Raw genomic sequence first — 25714 nt, forward strand, 5'->3', positions numbered from 1 at the left:
CTTCATCCGCTTACCATTCTTTATTTTTTATGTTTCTTTCCGATTTCATCCAGTTTGCTGAGATCGTAAGGTGTTTCCTGATAGATATAGTTGAGCCAGTTGGCAAAGAACAGATTGCCGTGACCACTCCATTTAACCACAATTCCCTTTTGAGGATCATCATCTCTGAAGTAATTCTGGGGAACTGCAATATCCAGTCCCTTTTTGATATCCCTGTCGTACTCCAGCTTTAAGGTTTCCCTGTCATATTCCATGTGACCCTGTACAAAGATCTGTCTCTTATCCTTACTAGAAATTATATGCGGGCCGGTGGCATCCGATTCTGCAAGGATTTTTAAATCATGATTTTTGAGGATTTCATCTCGGCTTACCTGAGTATGTCTGGAATGGGGGGCAAAGAATTCTTCGTCAAAGCCTCTTGTAAATTCCGACTTCTTATCTCTCACTTCGTGCTTAAATACGCCGAAAAGCTTCTCCGGCATTACAAATTTATCAATTCCATAGTGATAGTAAAGACCAGCCTGCGCTCCCCAACAGATATGTAGCGTGCTGAACACGTTGTTTTTCGTATATTCCATGATCTCGGTCAGTTCCTGCCAGTAGTCTACATCTTCAAAAGGCAGAAACTCCACCGGAGCACCTGTAATGATCATTCCGTCAAAGCGCTGATTTCTGATTTCATCGTAGGTCTTATAGAAGGTCTCCATATGGTACTTATCTGCATTTTTCGAGTCATGGGTATCCATAGTGAGTAGCTGCAATTCCACCTGCAGTGGTGTGTTTGCTAGCATGCGGATCAGCTGCGTTTCTGTAACTTCTTTTGTCGGCATCAAATTCACAATGGCGATGTGCAGAGGCCGGATGTCCTGCTTTGAGGCCCTCTGCTCATTCATTACGAATACATTTTCTTCTTTCAGGGTTTTATATGCGGGTAAACCTTTCGGCACTAGTATCGGCATAAGTCATCCTCCTTTAGGGAAGCGCTGATTCATTCCGTGCGCACACTCCATTCAATCAGTGCTTCTTTAGAATTTTCCATATTTATTATAAAATTCTCTCTTAAATTCCAGGAATCTGTCTTCCTCAATAGCCTTTCGCATGTTGCTCATCAGATTGATCAAAAAATGCAAATTGTGGTTGGTAAGGAGCATGGATGACAGTATTTCATTGGATTTAAATAAATGTCTTAAATAAGCCTTGGAATAATTACGGCAGGTATAGCAATCGCATTCCGGATCCAGTGCTGTGAAATCCCGTTCATGGGCAGCGTTCTTAATCACCACTCTGCCCCTAGAGGTCATAGCGGTTCCATTTCTCGCAATTCTCGTGGGCAGTACGCAGTCAAACATATCCACGCCACGCTCTACACCTTCAAACAGATAATCCGGACTTCCTACACCCATTAGATATCTGGGCTTGTCTGCGGGAAGATAATCCACGCAATAGTCCAGCACCTCGTACATAATATCCTTCGGCTCTCCTACGCTCAGTCCGCCGATGGCGTAGCCTGGAAGATCCAGGTCTACGATTTCCATAGCACTCTGATAGCGAAGGTCCTGATACATTCCGCCCTGCATGATTCCGAATAAGGATTGAAAATCCTCATTCTTATTGGCCTCCTTGCACCGTTTCAACCACCTTGTGGTTCTTTCCAGAGAGTTCTTTACATATCCGCGGTCAGCAGGATAAGGGGCGCATTCGTCAAATGCCATAATGATGTCAGATCCCAGCGCGTTTTGGACCTCAATGGACTTTTCCGGTGAAAGCATATGCTTCGACCCGTCGATATGAGATCGGAATTCCACCCCTTCTTCGGTGATCTTTCTAAGATCGCCAAGGCTGAATACTTGAAATCCTCCGCTGTCCGTCAGGATCGCTCTGTCCCAATTCATAAATTTATGAAGACCGCCGGCTTCTCTTACGATTTCATGTCCCGGACGCAGATAAAGATGATAGGTGTTGGACAGGATAATCTGCGCCCCCATCTCTTTCACTTCGTCTGGACGCATCGCTTTTACCGTAGCGGCTGTTCCTACAGGCATGAAAACAGGGGTTTCAATGCTCCCGTGGGGAGTATGAACCCTTCCTCTTCTCGCTTTTGATTTTGAATCCTTTTTGATTAATTCATACGTAACTGCTGCCATATTTCCCTCAATATTATAAAAAATAGATGATTCCTGAGCTTTACTGTATCATACCCGACTGACGCAATCGTTATGCCGGTCAATGAAGCACAATTCTCTAAACGATAAACATTGCGTCGCCGTAGCTGAAAAACCGATAGTTCTGCGCTACTGCTTCGTTGTAAGCAGAAATAATATTCTCTCTATTATACAGTGCAGACACCAGCATTAGCAAGGTGGATTTTGGAAGATGAAAATTGGTGATCAAACAATCCACAACCTTAAACCGATAGCCGGGATAAATAAAGATTCCCGTACTTCCTTCACCGGGTATCAGTGTCCCATCCTCAGCAGCCGCACTTTCCATCGTTCTTGTTGAAGTGGTGCCCACAGATATGATTCTGCCGCCAGCTCGCTTCGTTTCGTTTATAATATCTGCATTCTTCTCGTCGATATGATATTCTTCAAAATGCATCTTGTGCTCTTCAATGGTTTCACATTTCACTGGACGAAAGGTTCCAATTCCTACATGGAGTGTTACATACGCAAGCTTTATGCCTTTTTCTTCTGCTCTGCGTAGCAAATCCTCGGTAAAATGTAGCCCTGCGGTTGGTGCTGCAACAGATCCTTCTTCCTTACAGTAAACCGTCTGATACCGGTCTTTATCCTCAGCACCGCTCTCCCTTTCGATATACGGAGGCAGCGGGATCTTACCAAGCTGTTCCAAAAGCTCCAGGAAGACCCCCTCATATTCAAATTTCACAATTCTGGTGCCGCCTTCGCTATGCTCAATAATTTCTGCCATTAAAGCACCGTCGCCGAAGGACACTCGATCCCCAGGATGCAGCCGTTTTCCCGGACGAACCATGGTTTCCCAAGTATCTCCCTCGAGCCTCTTGATCAGTAAAAACTCTACTTTGGCTCCGGTGCTCTCCTTTACCCCAAACAATCTAGCCGGAAGTACCTTGGAATTATTCATGACCAGGCAGTCTCCAGGGTTCAGATATTCCAGAATATCATAAAAGTGCTTATGGGCTAATTCACCGGTATTGCGGTCAATCACCATAAGCCTGGATTCGTCTCTTTGATCAGCAGGATGCTGGGCGATCAGCTCCTCAGGTAAATTATAATCAAAATCGTTAATGTGCATTCATTTTCCTCTTCTATTTTTTCTTTATTCTACTTCTATGTCCGTAAAGAAATACTCCAGAATTTCTTTATAATCAAACCCTTGCTTCGCCATCTCTACAGCGCTGTCCTGGGGCATACCCACACCATGACCGTATCCATAGCCGTTGAATTCAACAGTTCCGTTTGTTACTGTTTGGATCGGCTCTGAGGATCTGGTTCCGAGTAGGATTGTAACCTGGCCGTTAGAGCCAAATACACCCTCCGCATCTATTTTACTAGCTTTTCCGGAATCACTGATTACATACAGTTTTGCATCTGCGTCTGATTCGGTTACCCTTAGACCATTGCTGATGTTCCATGTACCGTTACCAACGCCTGATGAGCTTCCTTTTCCAAGGGTAAACATATTTGATTTGATAATTGTTGCGCCTAAAACATTTCTGATATTTTCTTTCTTCAGGTAAACGGTTGAACCACTTCCAACAATCTTCAGTTCGGAAACCGCGCCGGTATTATTATAAGCATTTATAGATACCGACTGAATGGTTCCCGGTGAAAATCCGGCAGATTCCAGCTTAGTCTTAATGATTTCAAAGGATAAGCTGGTACTCCAGGGGTAACTGGGACTGTACTCATCCTTTACTGCTCTCAGATATGGAAGCTTTCCCGACCACACATCTTCTGAATTCTGCGTATATCCCCCACTGTTTTTATAATAGAAGGCAGAGACCGGTTCTCCGTCATAAAGGAGAAATTCCCCTTCCGTCTCATCCGTCGCTTTATTTGTGGCATCAAATTCACCCGAATATCCCTTGTAAACCTGACAATGGGTAGAAGTACAAAGGTCAAACCCATCTGCGGAATGCTTTCCCAGATTTTGCTCCGCGTAGCTTCTGGCTACAACTGCCTGGGCTTTCAATGCTTCCTTAGGGTTGGTATAACCCAATTCAGAATTCAAAATTCCATATACATAATGCTCCAGACGGATAACATTAATCACGGTCATGGTACCGTTAGATTTTCCCAAAAATTGTACACCACCTCTATATGGCGTTCCGTCATAATATATAACTCCGTCATCATCATAATCGGCAGGCATAATACAGCCGGAGGAACCCATATCAGCAGACAACAAAATACCATCCTTATCTTTGACGACAATATTTCCATTTTCATTTGTAATTACAATCTCATTATACGCGGGGAGCGGCATTCCTTCTTCAAAGCGTCTCCCATCAATGGTTCCAAGAAGAAATCCTTGATCTGATTTTAGAATTCCAGTCGAGACACAATTGCTTCCAAATTTCAGCCCGATCTTTAAATAATCACGTTTCGATGCTGCATCAGCCTGATATCCACTGCATAAGGGCAGGAGCAGTGTGAACATAATAATCATTATGGTAAATCTGACGTGTTTCATTCTACTTCCCATATTCCTTCATTGATTTCAGCTTTTTTCACACCATATTCCGTAAAAAGCTGATGTATTGTATTCTATGCGAATTCCATTTTCATGCGAATGACATCGCACCATCGCAGATCACATCGTAATCTGCTTATCTGAAGGACATTCCAACCCAAGATGGCGATAAGCCAGCTCCGATGCCATCCTTCCCTTTTGCGTACGGTGTAAAAATCCAGCTTGGATTAAATAAGGCTCATAGACATCCTCGATGGTAACCCTTTCTTCACCGATGGAAGCGGAAATCGTATCAATTCCCACAGGGCCCCCATGGAACCGTTCAATAATGATTTTTAGAATTTCACGGTCTAGATTTTCAAGTCCCTGAGCATCAATTCCCAGCGACTGCAGTGTCTGATTCGTTATTTCAAGATCTATGGTGCCGTTGCCCTTTACCTGGCTGAAATCCCTGACTCTTTTCAGGAGTCGATTCGCGACACGCGGTGTTCCCCTTGATCGCCTTGCCATTTCGGTCAGGGATTCATCGTCGATCCCGATGTTTAAAATATCTGAGGAACGCTTGATGATCTTTTTCAGCTCATCAATGGTATAGAGTTCGAATTTACTCAGCACCCCGAAACGGTCTCGAAGCGGTGCGGAAAGACTGCCAGCTCTGGTGGTGGCACCGATCAGAGTAAATTTTGACAAGTCCAATCGGATAGACCTCGCGGAGGGGCCTTTCCCAATGATAATATCCAAAGCATAATCTTCCATCGCAGAATACAGTACTTCTTCAACAGAACGATTCAAGCGGTGAATTTCATCAATGAAAAGCACATCGTTATCATTGAGATTTGTCAGTATGGCCGCAAGATCCCCTGCTCGTTCAATGGCTGGACCGGAAGTGATCCGAAGGTCTACGCCAAGTTCATTGGCGATAATTCCTGCTAATGTTGTCTTTCCAAGTCCCGGAGGACCATAAAAAAGTACGTGATCCAGCGGTTCACGGCGAATTTTCGCAGCCTCAATGAAGATCTGCAGATTTTCAGTCACCGCTTTTTGCCCGATATACTCCAGAAGTTTTTTAGGACGTAAACTGAGCTCAATTCCTTCCTCCTCAAAGTTCTTATCGGGTGATGTGATCCTTTCTTCAAAATCCATTCCGTTATCTTCCTATCCCTTTCAATGCCCTCTTTATGTATTCTTCTACAGAAAGATGCTCCTCACTGACTTCAGCAAGGGCAGTAATCGCCTCGCTTCTGCTATAGCCAAGGCTGATCAGCGCGTTGATTGCTTCCGTTTTTCCCGAGTCTGAAACAGTTTTTTCAGCTGCTTCTGCAAGTCCGCCTACAGCACCCATCTTATCTTTCAATTCAAGCGTAATTCGCTGTGCAATTTTTTTACCGATTCCGTTTGCTTTTGTTAAAGCTGCTGCATCTTCAAAGACGATTGCCTTTTTGATTTCTCCCGCTGGCATGATCGACAGGATGGACATGGCTGCCTTTGCTCCCACCCCATTTACTGTAATAAGCTTTTTAAAAAGCTCTAGTGTTTCCTTGTCATGAAAGCCGTAAAGACTGACATCGTCCTCCCTGACAGCCATGACGGTATAAATCATTACAGTTTGGCCGCTTTCTGCAAGGTAGACGGGAGAATTATCGGGAACAAAGATCTCATAACCGATACCGCCTGTTTCGATGACGATTCCGCCTTCGAACCGCATTGCTGCCACGCCTTTGATATAGTGAAACATATGGTTCTCCTATCATTTATACTTCAACCGCAGATACGAAATCTATTGATCCATCTCTGGCGGTTCCCTGATCTTCTATTTTAAATTCAGATTCTTATTTGCCAAGTGCCTTGTAGCGCTCAACTTTGCTTAAATGTCCCGCACAATTGCCATGACAGATGGCAGCTGCAAGTGCATCCGCGGTATCGTCAGGCTTTGGAACTTCATTCAGATTCAGTATCGTCTTTACCATAAACTGAATTTGCTTTTTTTCTGCTCTTCCATACCCTGCGAGACCCATTTTAATCTCTAAAGGAGTATATTCTCTGATCTCAAGACCAGAGTTCGCACACGCCAGTATGGCAACGCCTCTCGCTTGTCCAACAAGAATTGCCGTCTTTGAGTTGGTATTAAAGAACAGTTCCTCAATGGATACCACATCAGGTTCAAATTCCTGAATAATATCCATTAGGTTCGTGTACAAATGTTTCAACCGATCGGGCATTTCCATGGAGGAATCCGTTGTAATCGCTCCATATCCGCAAACGGAAAAACGATTGCCCTTCATATCTACGATCCCGTAGCCCAATATCGCATAGCCCGGGTCAATTCCAAGTATTCTCATAAAAAACTCCAATATAGTATACCATAATTTGAATGCAGTGTCTTCCCTACATTTTAGCATAAGAAACATATGTTTGTCCATTTCTATCTGCCAATTCGCTCCATTTCAAAATGGTTATAAAGGAATAGGGATTTCCTCTGTTCGGGGCATGAGAGCAAAATAATTTGCAGTTGCCTTTATAGTTTATGAATAAACTTCTAAATTTTGTAAATTCATTTCTTTTTAGTTGAATCGTGTTCGAATTGTGTTATAATAGTTTCATCCGGCAACCGCTTGTATTGCTGAGAAAAATACGCTATTGCAGCATAAATTTCAATCCGCCAACACCGTTTGAAATTGAGATTTATGTTATAATAATTATAACAAACACTCAATAATTATTCATTTTGAAAGGAAGTGCAGCATGAGATATTCTAGGCAAAACAAGATACTGGATATTATAAACTCGCACGAGGTTGAAACACAGGAAAGACTGGTATCCCTGCTAAGAAAAAGTGGGTACAAGGTAACCCAGGCTACCATTTCCAGAGACATCAAAGAGCTGCAGCTGGTAAAAACACTTTCTTCATCAGGGAAATACAAATATACTGTCGGCGCAAGTGTAGATCAACCCATATCGGACAGATATATTAAAATTTTTAAGGAAACCATACAAACCGTGGCTTATTCCGGCAATATTATCGTGGTAAAGACGCTAAGCGGTTGCGCTAACGCTGCCGCAGAGGCAATCGATACCCTTGGAATTCCTAATGTCGTCGGAAGTATCGCAGGCGACAACACGATCTTTATCGTGGTCAATGATCCTTCCAATGTATCTTCACTTGTTAACAGGTTTAACGAAATGATCAGATAAGGAGAAAAGCATGATTTCTCACATTCGCATCAAAGACTTTGCAATTATCGACCAGGTTGAGCTTGACTTTGACGACGGACTGAATATCATCACCGGAGAAACAGGCGCAGGTAAATCAATTATCATTGAAGCAGTGAGTCTGGCTTTAGGAAGCCGAGCAGACACTGCTTATATTCGTTCGGGGAAGGAAAAAGCTATCGTTCAGATGGTCGCAGACCTCGGAGGGGATGAGTTTGTAATTACCCGGGAGCTTTCCGCAAATGGAAAAAACGTCTGCCGGATTAATGATGAAGTGGTCTCGCTGGCTCAGCTTTCCAAGCTGTGTAAAAAAATTGCCGATGTTCATGGTCAATATGACCATCAATCCTTGCTGAATCCTGAAAATCATTTAAAGCTCATCGACTCATACCATGGAAGAGTCATATCACCTGCTGCGGAAACCGTGGCCGATTTGTATCAATCTTATGCGGAAATCAAGCAAGAATTAAGCACACTGCGCTCAAATCAAGCAGATACAGAACGCAAGCGTGATTTCATGCGGTTTGAATTAGACGAAATCGAAAAAGCAAAACCAACTCCTGATGAAGATAAGGAGCTGTCAGAGAAGCTCAATTTACTTCAGAACAGCGAAAAAATTTATCAAAACCTATCCAGTGCCTATGATCTTCTCTATGCTTCAACTCCGTCCTCACTGGAAGGCCTGGGAAAAAGCCTGCACCTGATACAGGAAATCGGCAGCTTCTCCCCTGACATCCATGCTTTTTCAGAAGAATTATCCGACGCTTACTATAAACTGGAAGATCTGACAGGCGAAATCAGGAAGTACCGGGATGGAATATCCTTCTCGCCTGAATTGCTTGAGGAGACGATTAAGCGTCTTGATGTGCTTGATGCTCTGAAAAGAAAATATGGTGGTTCCATTGAAAATGTACTCGAGTACCAACGTAAAATTATTTCCGAACTGGATCGAATTGATAATATAGACGTTACGCTGGACAAGCTGATGAAAAACCAGTCTCTCACGGAAAAGAAACTTTCTGAGGCATGCAAAGCACTTACTGATCTGAGAAAAAAAGCAGCTCTTGAGATTGAAACTCAAATCAACCAGCAGCTGAAAGAGCTAAATTTCAAAGACGCTGTTTTTATCGTGAAGTTTTATGACCATGAAACAGCAGAAAAATATACTGCAAACGGTGTGGACCGGGTGGAATTCCTCATCACCACCAATAAGGGAGAAACACCGAAGCCTTTGGTGAAGATTGCTTCCGGCGGTGAAATTTCCAGAATCATGCTTGCCTTCAAACAAATCATCGGTGATTTTGATGCCATACCAACCATGATTTTTGATGAAATAGATGTGGGTATCAGTGGGATCACTGCAAGCATCGTCGGTAAAAAGCTTCTGGATATCTCCAAACATCATCAGATCATCTGTATCACCCATCTGCCACAGATCGCTGCATTTGGAGATCATCATTATAAGATAGACAAGGTGACGTCCGGAGAAAATACCCATACCATTGTATATCCCCTCACTCAGGAAGAAAAGATTGAGGAAATTGCACGACTACTTGGTGGAATTAACATTACAGAAACAACCTTAAAAAGTGCTGGTGAACTCCTCTCCCTTTCAAAAAGATAACGTTGTATTGAATATAATTGAACCATGAATAAAATTGAACCATGATCATTTAAGAAGGCTTTTCGCGAAGTCTTCTTTTTCTGTTAATTATATAACATTTTTAATCATAATCCAAAAGCTTCACCTAAGTTTTCAAATCATTTAATGCCTCTTTGCCTTTAAATATATTGACCATCCTTTTGTTTTCGATTATAATAGCGTAAGTCGGTTGATTATTTATTAACAATCTTATCAGAATAACCAATTTGATTTTATGATGAATCATTGTTCCGACTGACTTGTTACTAGTATTTTAAGCATAAGGAGAACAAAATGAAAGAACAACGCAGAATTATTCAGGTTCAGGAAAGAGTACCTTTAGCTCAGGGTATTCCACTTAGTATCCAGCACACTTTCGCTATGTTTAGTGCATCTGTTCTGGTTCCATGGCTCTTTGGAATCAATGCTTCTATCGTCCTTTTGATGAATGGAATCGGTACACTGATATTTATTTTTATGACAAAAGGCAAAGCACCTGCATACCTTGGTTCCAGTTTCGCATTCTTATCCCCCACGTTCTTGCTTCTTGCCAATCCAGAATTAGGCTATCAATATGCATTGGGAGGCTTTGTTGTAACCGGACTTATTTTCTGCGCAGTCGCACTTATTATTAAAGTAGTCGGCACTGCGTGGATCGATGTATTACTTCCGCCAGCGGCAATGGGTCCCATTGTTGCTCTGATTGGTCTTGAGCTAGCCGGTACTGCTGCAAACAATGCAGGCTTACTTACAAACGAAACCTATACTTCCATCAATCCTAAGTTCGTAATTGTTTTTGCAATTACCATTCTATTTGCTATTTTCGGACAGGTACTTTTCAAAGGTTTCCTTGCCGCTATCGCAATTTTGATTTCCATCATAGCAGGCTACGTTGCATCACTCGCTCTGGGACTTGTTGATTTTTCACCAGTGGCAGAAGCTTCTATCTTTGCACTGCCGAACTTCATGTTCCCGATTTTCGACTTGCCCTCCATCCTGATTATCGTGCCTGCTTCACTGGTTGTAATTTCAGAGCACATCGGTCATCAGGTAGTAACCAGTGAAATCGTTGGCCGTGATTTGATCAAAGATCCCGGACTTCACCGTTCCCTGTTGGGTGATGGTATTTCCACTACCCTTTCCGGTCTTTGCGGAGCAGTTCCAACAACTACTTACGGCGAAAACATCGGGGTTATGGCTGTGACACGAGTTTACAGTGTATGGGTCATCGGCGGTGCAGCTGTTTTCTCCATCGTTCTCGCATTTATTGGAAAAGCTTCTGGACTGATCAACACAATTCCCGGTCCTGTTATGGGAGGGATCAGCTTTCTTCTTTATGGGATGATTGCTGCCTCTGGATTGAGACTTTTGGTCGACAAAAAGGTTGATTACAGCAGAAGCCGCAACCTGGCACTTTCTGCGGTTGTATTTGTAACAGGACTATCCGGGGCATTTATTCAGATTGGGGAAGTTCAGTTAAAAGGGATGTGCCTTGCTACGATCGTAGGAATGGCATTAAGCCTCGTCTTCTACATGATTGACAAAGCAAACCTTGCTAACGATTAATAAGCAACCATTACAGCATATGATACTGAAAAATAAGTACGAATAAGTTTGAAAGAAAACTGCCGGCAGCAATTTCCGGCAGTTTTCTTTTGCTTTTAAATTATTGTAGTCAATGTCCCCGTTCAGCTTTGCTTTGATTGAAAAAAGCAGTCAGTTATTTCTACCAGTATTGTGTTTCGACAGGAATAACGCAGCTATGAGAGAACCAAAAAGAGGCTGCCTCAAAATGAGACAACCTCTGGTTGTAATACGATTATTATTCCTGATCTTCAGCTACAGCTGCATCTTCAATGCTTTCCACAGCAGGAGCTTCCTCGATTGCTTCTGCAGCAGATGCTTCCTCAGCAACAGCTTCCGCTGGTGCAGCTTCTGCCTCTGACGTTGTCGGAGGTTCTAAAGTTTCCTTTATGCTCAGGCTTATTCTTTTTCTATCCTTGTCGATTTCAAGAATCTTAGCAGATACTTCCTGTCCTACAGAAATTTCATCTGCAATATTGGTTACTCTCTTGTAAGCGATCTCAGAAATGTGAACAAGTCCATCCAGACCTGGCTCAAGCTCTACGAATGCACCATAATCCTTGATCTGTACGATCTTTCCGGAGATAGTCTGACCTACCTGATAGTTTTCGTCGATAACAGTCCATGGTTCTGGTCTGTTCTGCTTTAATCCCAAGGAGATTTTGCCTTTTTCTGTGTTCATGGAAAGGATCTTTACCTGCACCTTTTCACCAATTTTCAGTGCTTCCTGCGGATGCTTCAGCTTGCCCCAGGAAATTTCTGAAATGTGCAGAAGACCATCGATTCCGCCGATATCAACAAATGCACCGTATTCGGTAAATCTCATGACAGTACCGTCTACAACATCGCCAACATGCAGAGAATCCCAGATTTCCTGAACCTTTTTCTGTTTTTCTTCTGACAAGAATGCTTTGTGTGAGAAAACAACCTTGTTTTTCTTCTGATCAACCTTTGTTACTCTTACAGGCAGAATTTTACCCATAAACTCGTCCGCTTTGTCGATAAATTTATCGGAAAGCTGGGAAAGCGGAATAAAACCGGAAACTTCTTTGTAAACTGCGATGACTCCACCGTTTACTTGTTTCACGACTTTTGCATTAATCGGTGATTTATTTTCAAGAGCATTATTGATTTCATCCCAATGCTCGTTTACTTCAAGCTTCTTTTTAGACAGGAGAATGTTACCATCGCCATCGTCAGTTTTCAATACTTTAGCTTGAATTTCGTCGCCTTCTTTAAATAAATCAGTTAATTCCTGGTCTCCTTCCAGTGTAAACTCGTCTCTTGGAATGACACCGTCTTTTTTGCAACCAAGATTTACTACGATTTCTCTGTTAGAAACCTGTATAACCTCTCCGTTTACAATCTCTCCGCTGCGTGGCAATCTTAAGGACTTTTCAATTTCGTCCATCAGATCGTGCATCATACTATCTTTCTTGTTTTCAGTGAATAATTCACTCATGGTAGCAATAACCTCCTTAATTATACGTTCGGGAGTCGAGGCTCCCGCCGCTATTCCTATTTTATTACATAACTCGACTTCTTTCAACGGTAAACTTTCTTTATTTTGAATAAAATAAGTATTCACACAATATTTTTTTGCTATTTCATAAAGTTTTTTGGAATTCGAACTGTCGATACCTCCTATTATGACCATTAAATCGGAATCTATAGCAGTTTCCATACAGCTTTTTTGCCGCTCCTCTGTGGCGTGACAAATCGTATTGTGGACAACAATTTCTTTATTTTTCGTTCTGAAAAACGATACAATACCCTGAAACAGCTCCGTTGTAATTGTGGTCTGTGCCACGATGAAAAGCCGATCTTCGTTCACAGTCTCCGCTTCTTCTAAAGAAGAAACAATGGATGCCATATTGTCGCACCAACCGTTGATTCCGATGACCTCAGGGTGATTCCGATCTCCAATGACAACAATATGATACCCTTGATTTTTTGCATCACTCACCAAACGCTGAATTTTTTTAACAAAAGGGCAGGTCGCATCCACAACAGTGATATGACGAGCTTCCGCTTTTTGATAAAAACGCTCCGGTTCTCCATGGGATCTTACAATTACCACCGATCCCTCTTCTGCTTCATCAGGATCCTTAATAATGGACAAGCCCTTTGCTTCCAGCTCATCAGTCACATTCTTATTATGGATCAGCGGTCCGCAGCTATATATTTTAAGACCATTGTCCTTGTTTTCAACAATTGTCTGCTCTGCTTTCTTGATTGCTTCTTTTACACCGAAACAAAATCCCGAATGCTTTGCAAGTGTAATCTTCATTTATTCTGATACAGGCTTTCCAGGAATCGTTTGAAAGCCCCTTCCTTTCCATTTTCCTTAGGTATATAATATTTTGCTCCCGCTTTGTAGAGGTTATCCGGCAGATACTGCTGTTTGACATACCCGCCATAATCATGGGGGTATTTGTATCCAATTCCCAGTCCTCGTTTTTTCGCGCCGGAATAATGGGAGTCTTTTAAATGATCCGGTACATCGTCAATATTCTTCTTTTGCAGATCGGATGTTGCCATCTCGATTGCTACGATAGCAGAATTTGATTTCGGACAGGATGCCAGTAAAATAACCGCCTGTGCCAAATTAATTCTAGCCTCTGGAAGCCCAATCATAAGCGCTGCCTGAACGCAGCCTGTCACGATGGAGATTGCACTGGGATAGGCCATTCCAATATCCTCACTGGCCATGACCATGAGTCTTCTTCCGATCATCTGAATATCTGCTCCGCCTTCCAATAGTCGGGCAAGATAATGAATCGCTGCATCGGGATCACTGCCCCTCACAGATTTTTGCAGTGCTGACAAAATATTGTACTTGTCCTCACCTCGATCAAAAAAAGTGGTCTGGCGCTGCATCGCTTCGCCGATGATGGCTTTGTCAATCCTTCCATCTTTTCGAAGATTTTCACTGACAAAGCCCAGGGTATCCAGTGCAATACGCGCGTCTCCCCCACTGAGTTCCGCCAGCATCCGAATCGCATCCTCATCCCAATCGTGTTTTTTCCTACCCAGTCCTCGCTCTTCGTCGCTGAGTGCATGAATCAAAATCCGATGGATTTCATCTTTATCCAGCCGTTTGAACTCATAAATGGAACCGACACGGCTTAAAATTGCATTGTTCACTGCAAAGTATGGATTTTCCGTAGTACTGCCAATAAAGCGAATCACGCCTTCCTCCAGCGCCTTTAAGAGGGAATCCTGCTGAAGTTTATTCCATCTATGAAACTCATCGACATACACGTATGTAGTCTCTTTTTGGAGACCAAAAAACTTCAATTTTGCTTTTTCTATAATATCCTTTAGTTCTTTTATTCCTGTAGAAGACGCATTGAGTTCATAAAAATCCGCGTCCATTTCCCTGGCAATCAATCTTGCTAATGTAGTCTTCCCCGTTCCTGACGGGCCAAAAAAGATCGCGGAATCAAAGGTTTTATTTTTAATTGCATTGTAAAGCAAAGACTCCTTGTACATAAAATGTCTCTGCCCAACAAATTCATCAATATGCTCCGGTCTCATCCGGGTTGATAAGGGGATCATTCTCCTGCCTTTCCGCCTGAAAAGCTTTCGTAATTCATCTTGTGTATGGTATTCGGCGCCGAATACTTTTTTATGTAGTAGCAAAGCTACTTTTTATTGTATCAAGTTTGAGAGATTTACAACAAACACATCAGACACGACAGCTGATACAACTGCAGCCGCCTCTTTGGCCTTTGCTTCGCTTTCATATGGCAGCCCAAGTACTTTATAGCTTCCATTGCTTTCATAGACATAAGAGTAAATGCCTTTCCCCGTCAGTGCTGTACTCATTTCGTCAGCCCCAACTTTCGTCGAAAAGCTGCCGAATTGGACACTGAAAGGTCCTTTTGCGCTGTTAATTGTCTGCGATGCTCCGCTGTTTTCACTACTCCCTTGGCTTTGCTGCGGAGTTTGCGCATTGGGCTGTTGATTTTGGACGTTCTGCTGATCTATGATCACACTGGGCAAGCTGGTATTCGGATCAACTCCCCCTGTCTGGTCTGACCCAGCGCCTCCTTGGTCTTTTGGTTCTGTTGCTGCACCATTCCCTAGCAAATACGGATAGACGATATATTTGGTGCCGGCATATCCCACCGCTACGGCCAATATGATCACAATGATAAAAACAGTAAATCCGGTTCCAGCACTTCTTCCAGGATAACGATAACGCCTTCTCATACGCTCCCTCTTTTCTCCGATAGTTTTTTGGGATAAACCCTGCTTACGTAGCTAGTTTATTAGGGGCGTATCAAAAATATGACTAAAGCGTTATGTTCCTTTCATTTTAAATTATATGAACTGAAGACTGATGGAGTATCTAATGAACTCATTGAACTCGACGAACTGATGATTTCATGAGCTCATAGTACTTATATCTTAGGACGCCGTTTGTAGTAGAATCCGATGATCATAGTCAAAATATAATCATATGCAAGGAAGAAAACCTGTCCTCCCGCAATAATCAAGGGAAAAGCTAGCTCCGGCATGTGGATCGTTCCGGTGAAGGCTTCACCGAAAAGATAAAAACCGAAAGCGAACAAGCCGTTGAAAAAGACGAGTTTTAGAATTACTTCAGCAACCTGAGGCAATTTTCTATCCTTTTCAATATAGTACTTTATAATGGGAAAAACTCCGAAAAACAATGCATAAGGAATCAGCGCTGCTTTATTGGGTGTAATCAAAAATGATAATATCACCGATGCAATATAAAAAATCCAGCCGGCCCCAGGTGTGAATTCAATCAGGATAATCGCCACATAAGCAGAGCCAAGTGCAAATAAAGTCAGTTCAATACCTGGGATAAAGGTTGCCGCAAATAGTGTAATAACCGATAAGGCCAGCATGATTCCGCTGACCGCGATCACCTTCGTTTTGTTTTTAGCCATGCTTCCTTACTCCTTGAACAAGATACAACATTAGATGCAGTCACATAACGCATCAGCACAGCAATAGCACTGAAGCATTCTGCATAATTCATCATTGCTGTTATAGCCTCTTCCATATGAATTGGTTCTGTAACCAGCTCCTGATGCCATTATACTGTTCATTGCGTTTCGATATTCCATATTGCTAGGATCCATGGACATAGCCGTTTGTACCTGATTTACCGCTTCATCATACCAGCCTTTTCTAAGCGCAATCATGCCGTTTAAGAAAAACCATTCTGCATTACGCGTTCTGACCCTGCCTAAAGTCGCTTCCGCACCCGGTAGATTTCCTCTGTCAATCATTCTTCTAATTTCTGCGAACTCAGAACTTTGTCCCTGGTTCCCATTGTTTTTCATACCACTTGTATAGTTTTGATAGTTTCCATTTCCGTTGTTTTTTGTAAGGGTCTCATAAGCTTCGTTGATTTCCTGAAGCTTTTCTTCCGCCAGATCCTGCAGCGGATTATTCTGGTATTTATCAGGATGATATTTTTTAACCTGCTCTCTATAAGCAGCTTTTATTTCCTCCTGGCTTGCTCCTTCTTTTATTCCGAGTACTTCATATGGATTCTGCATTGTTCTCCATTCCTTTCTTATTCAAAATGGTCCGATTCGGCCACCGATTTTTCCTGTAATATTTCTTCTGTTTTTCTCATCAATCCGAAATATAGTATATTTTCTATGATCCCTTTATTTTTGCGGAAATCAAGCTTACCACAGCAATTGGCAATCTCAGCAAGGTATAAAACCAAATTCCGTTCAGTTCTTTCTCTTACGCGCAGTTTGAATTCTTCCACAGTCTCAGTGGAGGAATTATAGGAAAACTGTCTGAGCAGCGGGTTATACGCATTGCTTTTAATATTCTCTTCTATATCGTCATATGCATCAATCAAATAGATCCATTTCCCTATATGGTACCCGATTCTTCGTAATAGTTGAGAGACTTCGCTTTGATTCGTCAATACTTGGAATTCTGGATAGTCAAAGACCTCCTCCATAAGCTTGGCAAAAGGCTCAGCCGCACGGTCCAAAGAGGTGCAGCCTTCTGTTTCCAATTGAGTCAATGCCTCCAACTTTGATTTTACATGGCTGCATTTATCAGGAACGTTAGCAATCAGTTTTTTAAAAGTACCCTTCATTAGCAGCGCGCCAATTGCAGCTTTCATGCTCTTTTCATCCTGAAGATCATCTTTCAGTTTGTAGTACGCGAGCAGAAGAAGCATATCTGCTGCATAATCAATCTCCCGGTTATCATATACAATAGAGCGGATTTTAAACGGGTGAACAAAACATCGTTCCTGTTCAATATGTTCTAGATCCGGATTCATTCCTGCTAATAATACAGCAAGAAAAACCGAGTCATAGTTTAAGGTCATCCGTGGAAGCTGTCCGTACCTTTTTGAAATGGATTTGCATATCCCACAATAATAACCACCGTATAGTTCAAATTCTTTTATTTTCAGTTCGGGCTTGTCCGGCTTAATATATCCCAGCATACTTCCCTTTCTTTTCAGACTTTTAAAAAACAGCACAAAAGTGCTGTTTTTGGACTTAAGCCTAGTTTCAGAAATCTATCAGCAATTCAATTTTATTTAAATTGTTTTCTCAAATGTTTCAGAAGACAGTAGGTCAAACTCATGTCGATGCTGTACAAGCTTGTTAATATCCCGTTGAAGATCCATTGCTTTTTTGTTAATTGCTTGCTAACATGGATCGGATTAAGAGTTTTCTCATCCTTGGGAACCTTTTTTCCGAGAAAGGCATTTCCAATCACTGCAATCCCTAGATACAAGCTGCTGACTGCCACCGCATGTTTTTTATAATTCCAGTTCTCTAGAAATTTTCTCATTACTATCCTCCGTCAATCGAGATCGTTGCTACGTTCTTTTTCATTATTATACTTTATTTTGCCAGTAAATAAAAGAGATTATTGGGTATATTTTTTATCCAATTCCCGATTTTTTCAAAAATTTAGTGGACAGAAGGTTAAATTAGCTATATAATTACTACTGAGATATTTAAAATATTCAATGGCTCGATCGTCTTTTTGGAAATCGTCTCCATAACCTATTTTAAATATTAAAAATTATTATTTTTTTTAAAAATCTGGAGGAAAATCAATGGAAGACAGAACACTCGTATGTCAAGACTGCGGACAGGATTTCGTATTCACAGTTGGAGAACAGGAATTCTACAAAGAGAAAGGTTTTGATAACGAACCAAAAAGATGTAAGGAATGCAGAGAGAAGAAGAAGAACGAAAGAAGAAGCTTCAGAAACGACCGTTAATCTGCAATAATATCTCACACCAAGCATCGTAAACAAGCCGGGTAATTACCCGGCTTTTTATAGTCCATAGAAAGTACTGTTTATCCACTGAATAGAACCTGTTTCTCCCCACTGCTCGCTTTACCGCCGACGAAAATATGTCCCCACCTTTTTACTGCATATAAGTCAATCGCTGCACCTATGATGGTAATACCGGCGAGCTGAATCCCATCAAATTTTCCCCATAGAACCAGCGCTCCCATGATAAAAACGAATCCCATCTGAACGAAAATCAGCTTAACGGAAACCCTGCTTTTTCTCTTATCATTCCGCTTGATTCTTTTGGCTGTATCTTTGACTTTATTTTGCTCAACATCTCCACATCCGCAGTACGAATCGGATTCGTTACAATTTTCAGAGATATTATTTCGAAAGTTTTCAGCGGCCCTATAAATATAACTTGTCTCACGCCGAAGCATTCCCAGCATGTTAATCATTCCATCCAGCCCGGGGTTATGATCATCAACGAATTGAATGAATCGAGTCAGAAAATGTCCGGCATCACTTCCATCATAGAGTATTTTCATCTCTTCGGCCAGATTTGCAATTCGCTTTTGAAACGTTCTGTCATCATGGTCATGTTTGTCAGGAAAATATGCCAAAAACACCCGCCCATTTCCCGTATCGATATAGACTTCGTTCATGCTTAGCAAAATGCAGTCGGGAAACAAAAGATGATTTTCCATCTTTTTTAGATTTTCTAGTACTTCCATAAGAATACCGATGGAGCTACCAACCATATGATCCGGCCTCTGCCTGCGGCCCTCACCCCTTTGTAATGCAGCGGCTTCTTTCAGAGGCAGACAACCTGCACATCCATAATATACTCTTAGACCATCTTCTTCTTCAATAAAGCTCATCGGCAAAACGTAAGCACAGGCTCTTTTCGATAAGATCCTTCGTTCAAAATCGTGAAATGCCTCTTTGGGATAGATTATATAGAATCTGCGGCCTCCAGCTGACTCTTCCCATTTTATTTGTCCTATTGTCTTTATTTCTTCCAAATTGCTGTTGTTGTCTCGCTCGTCATTCATCGGTTTTATCCTCCTCCGCACTTTAAGCAAGGCGAGTAGCCTTTTCTCCGGGCGTCTTCTATTTCTATGGAAGTAACATATTTATCCACAGTAGGGCAAGAACCCCTATGATACACCTTCCCTGATTTTATAAACACATATACCGTACTTCCGTTTGCAATCCGTTTTGATTCACAGATTTTGCAAGCATCATAGCTTCTCCTGATCGATGAGGTCATACTTGTTTCCATAGGTTCATTGGCAATATAGATGCAATTTTTTTCATGATGCCTTTTCCCTGCGGTGGGAAAGATCCATACAAGATGAGATTCTTTTTCTTTTTCCATCTCGTCAAAGCCCATGTTCTCTCCATCCATTGTTTTCCCGACAAATCCACGGAACATCAGAGATTCTGAGACGGGCAATGGGGAATAGAATGAAATGGGAAGCTTGACGTTGACATCATAATTCAGGTCCATGGAGATCATGCCATAGGTTCCGTTAGAGAAAAGATAATAGAAATGATCGATGTCAACATTGCTGATGTGCGTGTCGTTTTCCAAATACAGTCTGGATTTTAGATTTGATTCAAAATTCAATGGTTTAAGCTTCGTGAAAACTGCCTCAGAGCTCAAGGCTCTTGCTTCATCGACAAAAGCATGGAACACCCTCTCCTGGACTGCCATAAACTTAATTAAATAAGCAAAAGTCAGTACTCCTACGATAAAAATCGGAAGAAAAATGGCGGCTTCAACCGTTAAAAATCCTCTTTTAGTACTTTTGTGTGTAAGCATAAGTTTTGCCTTTGATAACCGCATCAAATTCAAATCCCCCATATAGATATTTCAAATCAAAATCCTGGTGATAGCTTCCTTTGAGGTTGATCTGTATGAGATCCATGGTTCTCAGCAGTTTGGTTTCATTATTTTCGAAGAATAGCAGAATCCTGAGATAATCTTCATAATCAATACCACTTTTGTTCATTGGTTCTATGTACCCCGATGATTGTTTCTTAGAATGAAGTGATTTTCCTAGTTCCAGATTCTCCTGCTCCCCATTTTTCTCAAGGGATTCTTTCATATCAGATATTTCTCGTTTCATTTCTGGTCTCACTGCGTTTTCAATGCTAATGGCCCAATGATCTTTTGTTTTAAACAGCGAAACCTGTTTCCCGTCTTCCAATCTTCTTAGATCATTTTCGGCTTCTGCTGCAGACCATATGCCTGCAATTACTGCTTGTGTAAAGGCTGCCAAAGGCCCGGGAGTGAGAACTTCAGCAAGTGTCATCATTTCATTCCTTTTTTTATTGTCCGCATAGATATGTGCAAGGTTCAGTCCTGTACGCATCAGAAAGAGCTGGTTTCTGACTTTATTGTAATTCCCCTGATCGTTGAAGCTGCCGATTAGGATATATTCCACCTCATTCATGAAGAAGGTCTCTCTGGATTCAGATCCCCTCCTGTGATTCCAGAACCGCCCTAGTATATACTCGTTTGTAAGAAATGCCTGCTCACTTTTTTCTTTGATCTCTGTCAGATTCGGAATTCCCACTTCCAGTAACCTACCGATGTCGCTGGTTCCTACTCCCTTGCCTTTTGACGGGAGGCTGTTGATCACCTGCATGTTTTTCAGCTCTATTTCTTGAAATCCTGATGGTACAACACCTCTCGGTTTTATCAGATTTTTACCCAGATCATATAGAAACGTATCCAGAATCTGCTTTTGAAACAACTCCGTATTTGTGATGCTATATCCTTTGAGATCCACAGACACTGATTCTACTTTTAGCCGAAGCTGATCCAAGTGCTTTTTACTGCGGAAGGTCTCTTTCAGTTGATTATTATGGAAGCTATAAGAAGCGTAATAATTGATCTTATTCTCCACCTGGCTTTGATCCAGGTTAAAGGCGAATAGACCATATCGCTCTTGCAGCTCTGTATCATATTCTGCCAAAATAGAACGTCCAGCCAATTCCAAGACAGCGTCAGAATAGCTCCGCCCTGCAAGCTGGGATGCTTCATATACGATGATCCCCACCGCTGCAAGAACTGCTGCAAGGATCATCGTTAAAAATACAGCCGTCGTTCCCTGTTTCGATCTGACCTTCATTCCTGATTTACAACCTCCTTGATCGTGCTTTTACCTCTTACAAGCTCTGCTTCATCGATAACATAAGCACTTCCTTTTTCCTGCCTTCTAACACTGGCACGAAAAAGCCCCTTCATTCTAACAACCTGCTGCTCTTTCATCATGAGAACAGAGTGCTTTCCAAAGCTGTTCTTTCTTTCATACTCATATTCCCTCGCTGTCTGACCCCGTTCAACAGTATCAGACTGTATGCCTGTTTCCTGCCGCAAGGATAAATGGATCGAGGTTTGCAGGGATAAAGCCGAATAGAGTCCCAGTGTGATATAGATCACCGCAATTACAGCACCGATGACCAGAGGAAAGACGATGGCCGCCTCAACCATCGTGGTTCCCCGTTTGCTCCGAAGGTTCAACTGATAAAACCACTGTTGGACAGTGATTCGAAGGTCTTGGTTATAAATTCACCTATCTTATCTTTAAAAACAAGTCCAAATCCAATCGCAATTGCAACCAGGATTGCTACCTGCACCATTTCCATTCCTTTTTTACTGTTTGAGATCAATTTCATTTTTGTATTCTCCTTCGTCTTTTTCACAAGTCTTTTCATATTCTACCTCCTGCTCTAAGATTGGACGGTTTTTCTCATATTAAGTGCTTTTTTTATCATACTTAGGTATTCATTTTTATCATATCAGCGATTCTTTTTATCCTATTAGGACATTTTACATTTCCATCAAGGCTGGTGCTACAGTGATCACAATTAAAACGATTAAAAGGATCATAAGCGGAAGGGTTAGCTTCGTCTCCGCCAGCCGTCCTTTTTCCTCAGCCTTCTTTTTACGTCCAATCCACATCAATTCCCCCTCTCGTTCCATTTTTTCAGCCAAAGCGCTGCCTTTGTTCCAATTGTCTGAAATGATTGCAGTTAACCGAACCAGATCACGCACACCGCTTCTTTGCGAAAAATCCTTAAGCTCAAAGATGAGCGAAGAGTTGGTCTTTTCAACACGTTTTTGTATTTCCAGCAATTCCGCGTACAAGTGCCGTTTCCGACTCGTGTTCTTTCCAGATTCAAGTCTTTGATAATGCCTCTCATAATCAGTAACGATTTTTGAAAAAGCAGAACTAAAAACCAATCCTGCATTTAGGAGCAAAACCAGCTTGCTGATGAATTCAGGAAGATCTTTTTCAATAGACTCCCTTGCAGCCTTCATTTCTTTATCTATTTTTTCGTACCGCTTCAGGAATAGAATCAAAAGCAAAAACCCGTATAAGGCGGCCATCATACCCAGGTAACTCTCTCGTTTTTGCTGCCAGCGGATCTCCATCCCCTGTGGCAAACGTTCCGGCAGCTGAATATACTCGGCGGCACTGTTTTCGTTTAGTTGATCAACAGCATCATCCAAGCGCTTCTCCATACTGCTGAAATACCCAGAAGAAGGTACGGCCTGATCAATTACTGCTGTGATGTCAACTTCCCGGGTGATCCCATCCAAAGTGAGCTGTGCCGTCAGTAACGTTGATAACCCCTCTGCTGCAATTAGATCAACCGCTCCATCTGTTTGAATCACTTCGGGATTACTGCTGGCCCAAACGATGGTGATACCCGTAAGACGGTCATACTCTATGAGGTTTAGCGGAGTGGTGATCTTAATCAGATCCTGGTTCTTTCCTAGTATCCTGTTTGGCAGCTCTTCTGAGAATTTTTGAAGAATACGGCGTTTCTCTTCCTCACTCAATTCCTTTGGGTCTACTCTCAGTTGAAATGATTTTGAAACTTCTACCCCTTTATAGTCCATTTTGGCTTCAACTGGCACCGTTACAGAAGTCTCTCCGGGCCCAGGCTTTGCTATGCTTTTCAATTCCTCATTTTCTTGAAACCATTGGGGTATGGATAAAATCAGCAATAAGAAAAACGTAGCTGTGAGAATAACATAAGCCTTCATCAAGCTTTTTTTCTCCTCAAGAATGTATGTATCACAATCTTTTTGACCGTATTTCAACCGAAGTTTCCGCTGCATAATTTCTCTTTCGCCGGTAAGCCAGTCTGGGAGCAGAATTACAAGCCGTTTCATCCATAAATCGATTTTCAGTTTTAAATCCGGCCAGTTTTTCATCACACTTCGCTCCTCTTTGTGTCGTATTGTTTTTTTCATACTTCGATCCTGGTAAGCTTTGTACTGATATAATATGAGGCACCGATCCCACCCAGGGCCGCCGTCATCAGAAGTCTACCGTTGAAGCCTTCATACAGTGCAGAAATATATTCCGGTGAAACCAACTGTAAAAACAATATAATCATAATTGGTATGGCAGTCAGGATCTTTGTTTCAAAGCGCTTTTGTGCTGTAATGGTGTTGATTTCTTTTTCTATTGTAATCTTGTCCGTAATCATTTCACTTGCCTTGCCTAAAACCCGGATCAGATCTCCGCCGGTTTTACGACAGGTCATATAGATATCAACAAAGTCAGCAATGTCTTCAATATCTGTTCGATAAGCAAAATCCTGGAGAATCTCCTCCTCCGATTCTCTATAATCATTAATTTTCTTTGACATCTGATCCAGTTCTCTGACAATCAAAGCACCTTCCCCATATATCATTTTAAGATTTGATGCCGTTTCCTGTAATGCACCTGACATCTGCCTGCCCGCAGCAATGGAAGCAGAAATAGAATAGAGTACATCTCGAAACTGTTCTTTGATTTCTTTTCTCCTTTTATCTGCCAATGACTTTCGATACCACGGCAAAAAAAACCACGATGCAGGCAGAGACAACATTGAAAAGGGGATACTCTGATAGAAAAGAAATGACAATGCTGCCAAACCGATGCCACTAAGCAGCAGAAATTTCACGAATTCAGAATGGTTCAGATGATAGGTATGATAGTGATCAGGAATTTCTCTCCCCTTTGGCCGCGCTGTTATCAGAAATTTCATCATAAAAATGCTCCATTCATCTTTAGCTTCATCGTGTCAACCAATCGATTCTCTGTTTTTGTTAATGCACCCAAGGGAAGGGGCTTTTCTGAATGAGCGGAATGAGCGAAATCATTCAATTGATTCATTTCGTACTTAAATAGTGTATTAATCTCAATCTTACCACCGGTATATTCCATAATTTCAGCGATTTCCAACACTTTTCTGCTTCGATCAGGAAGCCTGCCCAAGTGGACGATAATGTCAATTGCTTCCGCAATCTGGGCTCTGATTGCCTCGATGGGATAATCAGCTGCCTGAAGGAACATCGCTTCCAACCTTGATAGCATCCCTTCCGGTGAGTTTCCATGTCCTGTCGATAATGATCCGTCATGCCCAGTGTTCATTGCTTGTATCATATCTAGGACTTCCTCCCCTCTCACTTCTCCAACAATAATTCTGTTGGGACGCATTCTTAAGGAAGCTTTTATAAGTTGCCGGATATTTACCTCGCCTTTGCCCTGTACATTTGCATTTTTGCTCTCCAACCGAACAATATTCTCTATCCCGTTAATTTGAAGTTCTGCCGAGTCTTCAATCACAATGACTCTTTCATCCGACGGAATATATTCCGATAACACGTTTAGAAACGTTGTTTTTCCGGAGCTTGTCCCACCCGATATGAAAATATTGTAGCCAGATTTGACAAGCGTCTTTAGAAATTCGGCAGCTTCCCTGCTAATGGTTTCTCTTTTGATTAAGCCCTCCATTGAAATTCTATTTTCCGGAAAGCGCCTTATCGTCAGAATGGGACCGTTGAGTGCAACATTTTTATATACAGCATGAACTCGTGATCCATCTTCAAGCCTTGCATCTACAATGGGGTTTAATTCATTGATTTCCCGGTGAACCCTAGCTGCAATTCTTCGTATAATTTCTTCCAGATCCTCTTTCGTTTCAAATCGAATATTAAGTTTGAGAACCTTCCCATTTTTTTCGATAAAGATGTTATCTGTTCCATTGACCATGATTTCACTGACATCACGGTCATCTGCATAGGGCTGCAGCAGATCGAGATCTTTCCTTGTGATATTAAAGATGCTATGTATCACTTCACTCTTCTCACGAAATGTCAGACTGTCCATCCGCTGGTCATCAAGAATAAAGTTTTCAATCAGCTCCAAAACCTCTTTATCGCTGAGTTGTCCATGACGGCTGTTGATCATCGTTCGAACATCCTCTGTGATTTCCTTTAGTGTATAATGCTCTCCCTGCATAAAAGCTTCACCTCC

The 25714-nt window shown here is 41.9% G+C and carries 26 protein-coding genes; 4 read left to right on the top strand and 22 right to left on the bottom strand.

The features are described 5' to 3' along the window. Positions 1 to 20: 20 nt before the first annotated feature. The 7 genes from metA to ruvC all read right to left on the bottom strand — a co-directional run bounded on the left by metA (position 21) and on the right by ruvC (position 7013). Complete coding sequence (gene metA / locus FRZ06_05880) at positions 21 to 959, bottom strand: homoserine O-succinyltransferase (GenBank protein ID QOX62900.1); 939 nt, start codon at positions 957 to 959, stop codon at positions 21 to 23. Positions 960 to 1025: 66 nt separating this feature from the next. After that, positions 1026 to 2144: a tRNA guanosine(34) transglycosylase Tgt gene (gene tgt, locus FRZ06_05885; protein QOX62901.1), complete on the bottom strand. Its 1119-nt coding sequence runs from the start codon at positions 2142 to 2144 to the stop codon at positions 1026 to 1028. Between the two features lie 97 nt (positions 2145 to 2241). Next, entirely contained in the window at positions 2242 to 3273 is a 1032-nt protein-coding gene (queA, locus tag FRZ06_05890) for a tRNA preQ1(34) S-adenosylmethionine ribosyltransferase-isomerase QueA (protein QOX62902.1), read from the bottom strand. A 24-nt stretch (positions 3274 to 3297) separates the two neighbouring features. After that, positions 3298 to 4686, bottom strand: coding sequence for a SpoIID/LytB domain-containing protein (locus FRZ06_05895; GenBank protein QOX62903.1), 1389 nt, complete (start codon positions 4684 to 4686; stop codon positions 3298 to 3300). Positions 4687 to 4794: 108 nt separating this feature from the next. Then, on the bottom strand, positions 4795 to 5817 hold the full coding sequence (gene ruvB, locus FRZ06_05900) for a Holliday junction branch migration DNA helicase RuvB (protein ID QOX62904.1): 1023 nt from the start codon (positions 5815 to 5817) through the stop codon (positions 4795 to 4797). A gap of 4 nt (positions 5818 to 5821) precedes the next feature. After that, on the bottom strand, positions 5822 to 6409 hold the full coding sequence (gene ruvA / locus FRZ06_05905) for a Holliday junction branch migration protein RuvA (protein ID QOX62905.1): 588 nt from the start codon (positions 6407 to 6409) through the stop codon (positions 5822 to 5824). Positions 6410 to 6503: 94 nt separating this feature from the next. Continuing rightward, on the bottom strand, positions 6504 to 7013 hold the full coding sequence (ruvC, locus tag FRZ06_05910; GenBank protein QOX62906.1) for a crossover junction endodeoxyribonuclease RuvC: 510 nt from the start codon (positions 7011 to 7013) through the stop codon (positions 6504 to 6506). Positions 7014 to 7416: 403 nt separating this feature from the next. Between ruvC and FRZ06_05915 the strand changes: the two genes are divergently transcribed. The 3 genes from FRZ06_05915 to uraA all read left to right on the top strand — a co-directional run bounded on the left by FRZ06_05915 (position 7417) and on the right by uraA (position 11092). Next, positions 7417 to 7866, top strand: coding sequence for an arginine repressor (locus tag FRZ06_05915; protein ID QOX62907.1), 450 nt, complete (start codon positions 7417 to 7419; stop codon positions 7864 to 7866). Positions 7867 to 7876: 10 nt separating this feature from the next. Then, positions 7877 to 9508, top strand: a complete 1632-nt coding sequence (gene recN / locus FRZ06_05920; GenBank protein ID QOX62908.1) for a DNA repair protein RecN — start codon at positions 7877 to 7879, stop codon at positions 9506 to 9508. Positions 9509 to 9820: 312 nt separating this feature from the next. Further along, complete coding sequence (gene uraA, locus FRZ06_05925; GenBank protein ID QOX62909.1) at positions 9821 to 11092, top strand: uracil permease; 1272 nt, start codon at positions 9821 to 9823, stop codon at positions 11090 to 11092. Between the two features lie 256 nt (positions 11093 to 11348). Here uraA and FRZ06_05930 read toward each other — a convergent pair whose 3' ends face one another. The 7 genes from FRZ06_05930 to FRZ06_05960 form a co-directional block, all read right to left on the bottom strand. Further along, positions 11349 to 13400 carry a bifunctional 4-hydroxy-3-methylbut-2-enyl diphosphate reductase/30S ribosomal protein S1 gene (locus tag FRZ06_05930; protein QOX62910.1) on the bottom strand — a complete coding sequence of 684 codons (2052 nt, stop codon included), beginning with the start codon at positions 13398 to 13400 and terminating at the stop codon, positions 11349 to 11351. After that, on the bottom strand, positions 13397 to 14671 hold the full coding sequence (locus tag FRZ06_05935) for a replication-associated recombination protein A (GenBank protein ID QOX62911.1): 1275 nt from the start codon (positions 14669 to 14671) through the stop codon (positions 13397 to 13399). The genes FRZ06_05930 and FRZ06_05935 overlap by 4 nt, the downstream gene beginning before the upstream one ends. Before the next feature lie 93 nt (positions 14672 to 14764). Continuing rightward, entirely contained in the window at positions 14765 to 15328 is a 564-nt protein-coding gene (locus tag FRZ06_05940; protein QOX62912.1) for a hypothetical protein, read from the bottom strand. Between the two features lie 191 nt (positions 15329 to 15519). Continuing rightward, on the bottom strand, positions 15520 to 16035 hold the full coding sequence (locus FRZ06_05945; protein QOX62913.1) for a hypothetical protein: 516 nt from the start codon (positions 16033 to 16035) through the stop codon (positions 15520 to 15522). 30 nt (positions 16036 to 16065) lie between these two features. Then, a complete protein-coding gene (locus FRZ06_05950; GenBank protein QOX62914.1) occupies positions 16066 to 16653 on the bottom strand; it encodes a J domain-containing protein in 588 nt (195 codons plus the stop codon). A gap of 17 nt (positions 16654 to 16670) precedes the next feature. Then, complete coding sequence (locus FRZ06_05955) at positions 16671 to 17573, bottom strand: hypothetical protein (protein ID QOX62915.1); 903 nt, start codon at positions 17571 to 17573, stop codon at positions 16671 to 16673. Positions 17574 to 17665: 92 nt separating this feature from the next. Beyond that, the gene (locus FRZ06_05960; GenBank protein QOX62916.1) at positions 17666 to 17926 is read right to left on the bottom strand and encodes a hypothetical protein; all 261 of its coding nucleotides are present in this window, start codon (positions 17924 to 17926) and stop codon (positions 17666 to 17668) included. 271 nt (positions 17927 to 18197) lie between these two features. Between FRZ06_05960 and FRZ06_05965 the strand changes: the two genes are divergently transcribed. Next, complete coding sequence (locus FRZ06_05965; GenBank protein QOX62917.1) at positions 18198 to 18365, top strand: cytochrome C551; 168 nt, start codon at positions 18198 to 18200, stop codon at positions 18363 to 18365. Between the two features lie 80 nt (positions 18366 to 18445). On the opposite strand, the gene FRZ06_05970 is transcribed toward FRZ06_05965, so the two are convergent. From FRZ06_05970 to FRZ06_06005, 8 genes are all read right to left on the bottom strand, one after another. After that, on the bottom strand, positions 18446 to 19438 hold the full coding sequence (locus FRZ06_05970) for a hypothetical protein (GenBank protein ID QOX62918.1): 993 nt from the start codon (positions 19436 to 19438) through the stop codon (positions 18446 to 18448). 5 nt (positions 19439 to 19443) lie between these two features. Further along, on the bottom strand, positions 19444 to 20211 hold the full coding sequence (locus tag FRZ06_05975; protein ID QOX62919.1) for a hypothetical protein: 768 nt from the start codon (positions 20209 to 20211) through the stop codon (positions 19444 to 19446). Next, positions 20189 to 21526, bottom strand: a complete 1338-nt coding sequence (locus FRZ06_05980; protein QOX62920.1) for a hypothetical protein — start codon at positions 21524 to 21526, stop codon at positions 20189 to 20191. The genes FRZ06_05975 and FRZ06_05980 overlap by 23 nt, the downstream gene beginning before the upstream one ends. Continuing rightward, positions 21523 to 21888 carry a hypothetical protein gene (locus FRZ06_05985; GenBank protein QOX62921.1) on the bottom strand — a complete coding sequence of 122 codons (366 nt, stop codon included), beginning with the start codon at positions 21886 to 21888 and terminating at the stop codon, positions 21523 to 21525. The genes FRZ06_05980 and FRZ06_05985 overlap by 4 nt, the downstream gene beginning before the upstream one ends. Positions 21889 to 21914: 26 nt before the next feature. Continuing rightward, the gene (locus FRZ06_05990) at positions 21915 to 22112 is read right to left on the bottom strand and encodes a hypothetical protein (GenBank protein ID QOX62922.1); all 198 of its coding nucleotides are present in this window, start codon (positions 22110 to 22112) and stop codon (positions 21915 to 21917) included. A gap of 115 nt (positions 22113 to 22227) precedes the next feature. Next, on the bottom strand, positions 22228 to 23661 hold the full coding sequence (locus tag FRZ06_05995; GenBank protein QOX62923.1) for a hypothetical protein: 1434 nt from the start codon (positions 23659 to 23661) through the stop codon (positions 22228 to 22230). Further along, a complete protein-coding gene (locus tag FRZ06_06000) occupies positions 23658 to 24446 on the bottom strand; it encodes a hypothetical protein (GenBank protein ID QOX62924.1) in 789 nt (262 codons plus the stop codon). Before FRZ06_06000 ends, FRZ06_05995 begins: the two co-directional genes overlap by 4 nt. Next, entirely contained in the window at positions 24443 to 25648 is a 1206-nt protein-coding gene (locus FRZ06_06005; protein QOX65857.1) for a CpaF family protein, read from the bottom strand. Before FRZ06_06005 ends, FRZ06_06000 begins: the two co-directional genes overlap by 4 nt. Positions 25649 to 25714 lie beyond the last annotated feature (66 nt).

It is taken from the genome of Clostridiales bacterium, assembly GCA_015243575.1.
Classification (GTDB): Bacteria; Bacillota; Clostridia; order Peptostreptococcales; family Anaerovoracaceae; genus Anoxybacterium; species Anoxybacterium hadale.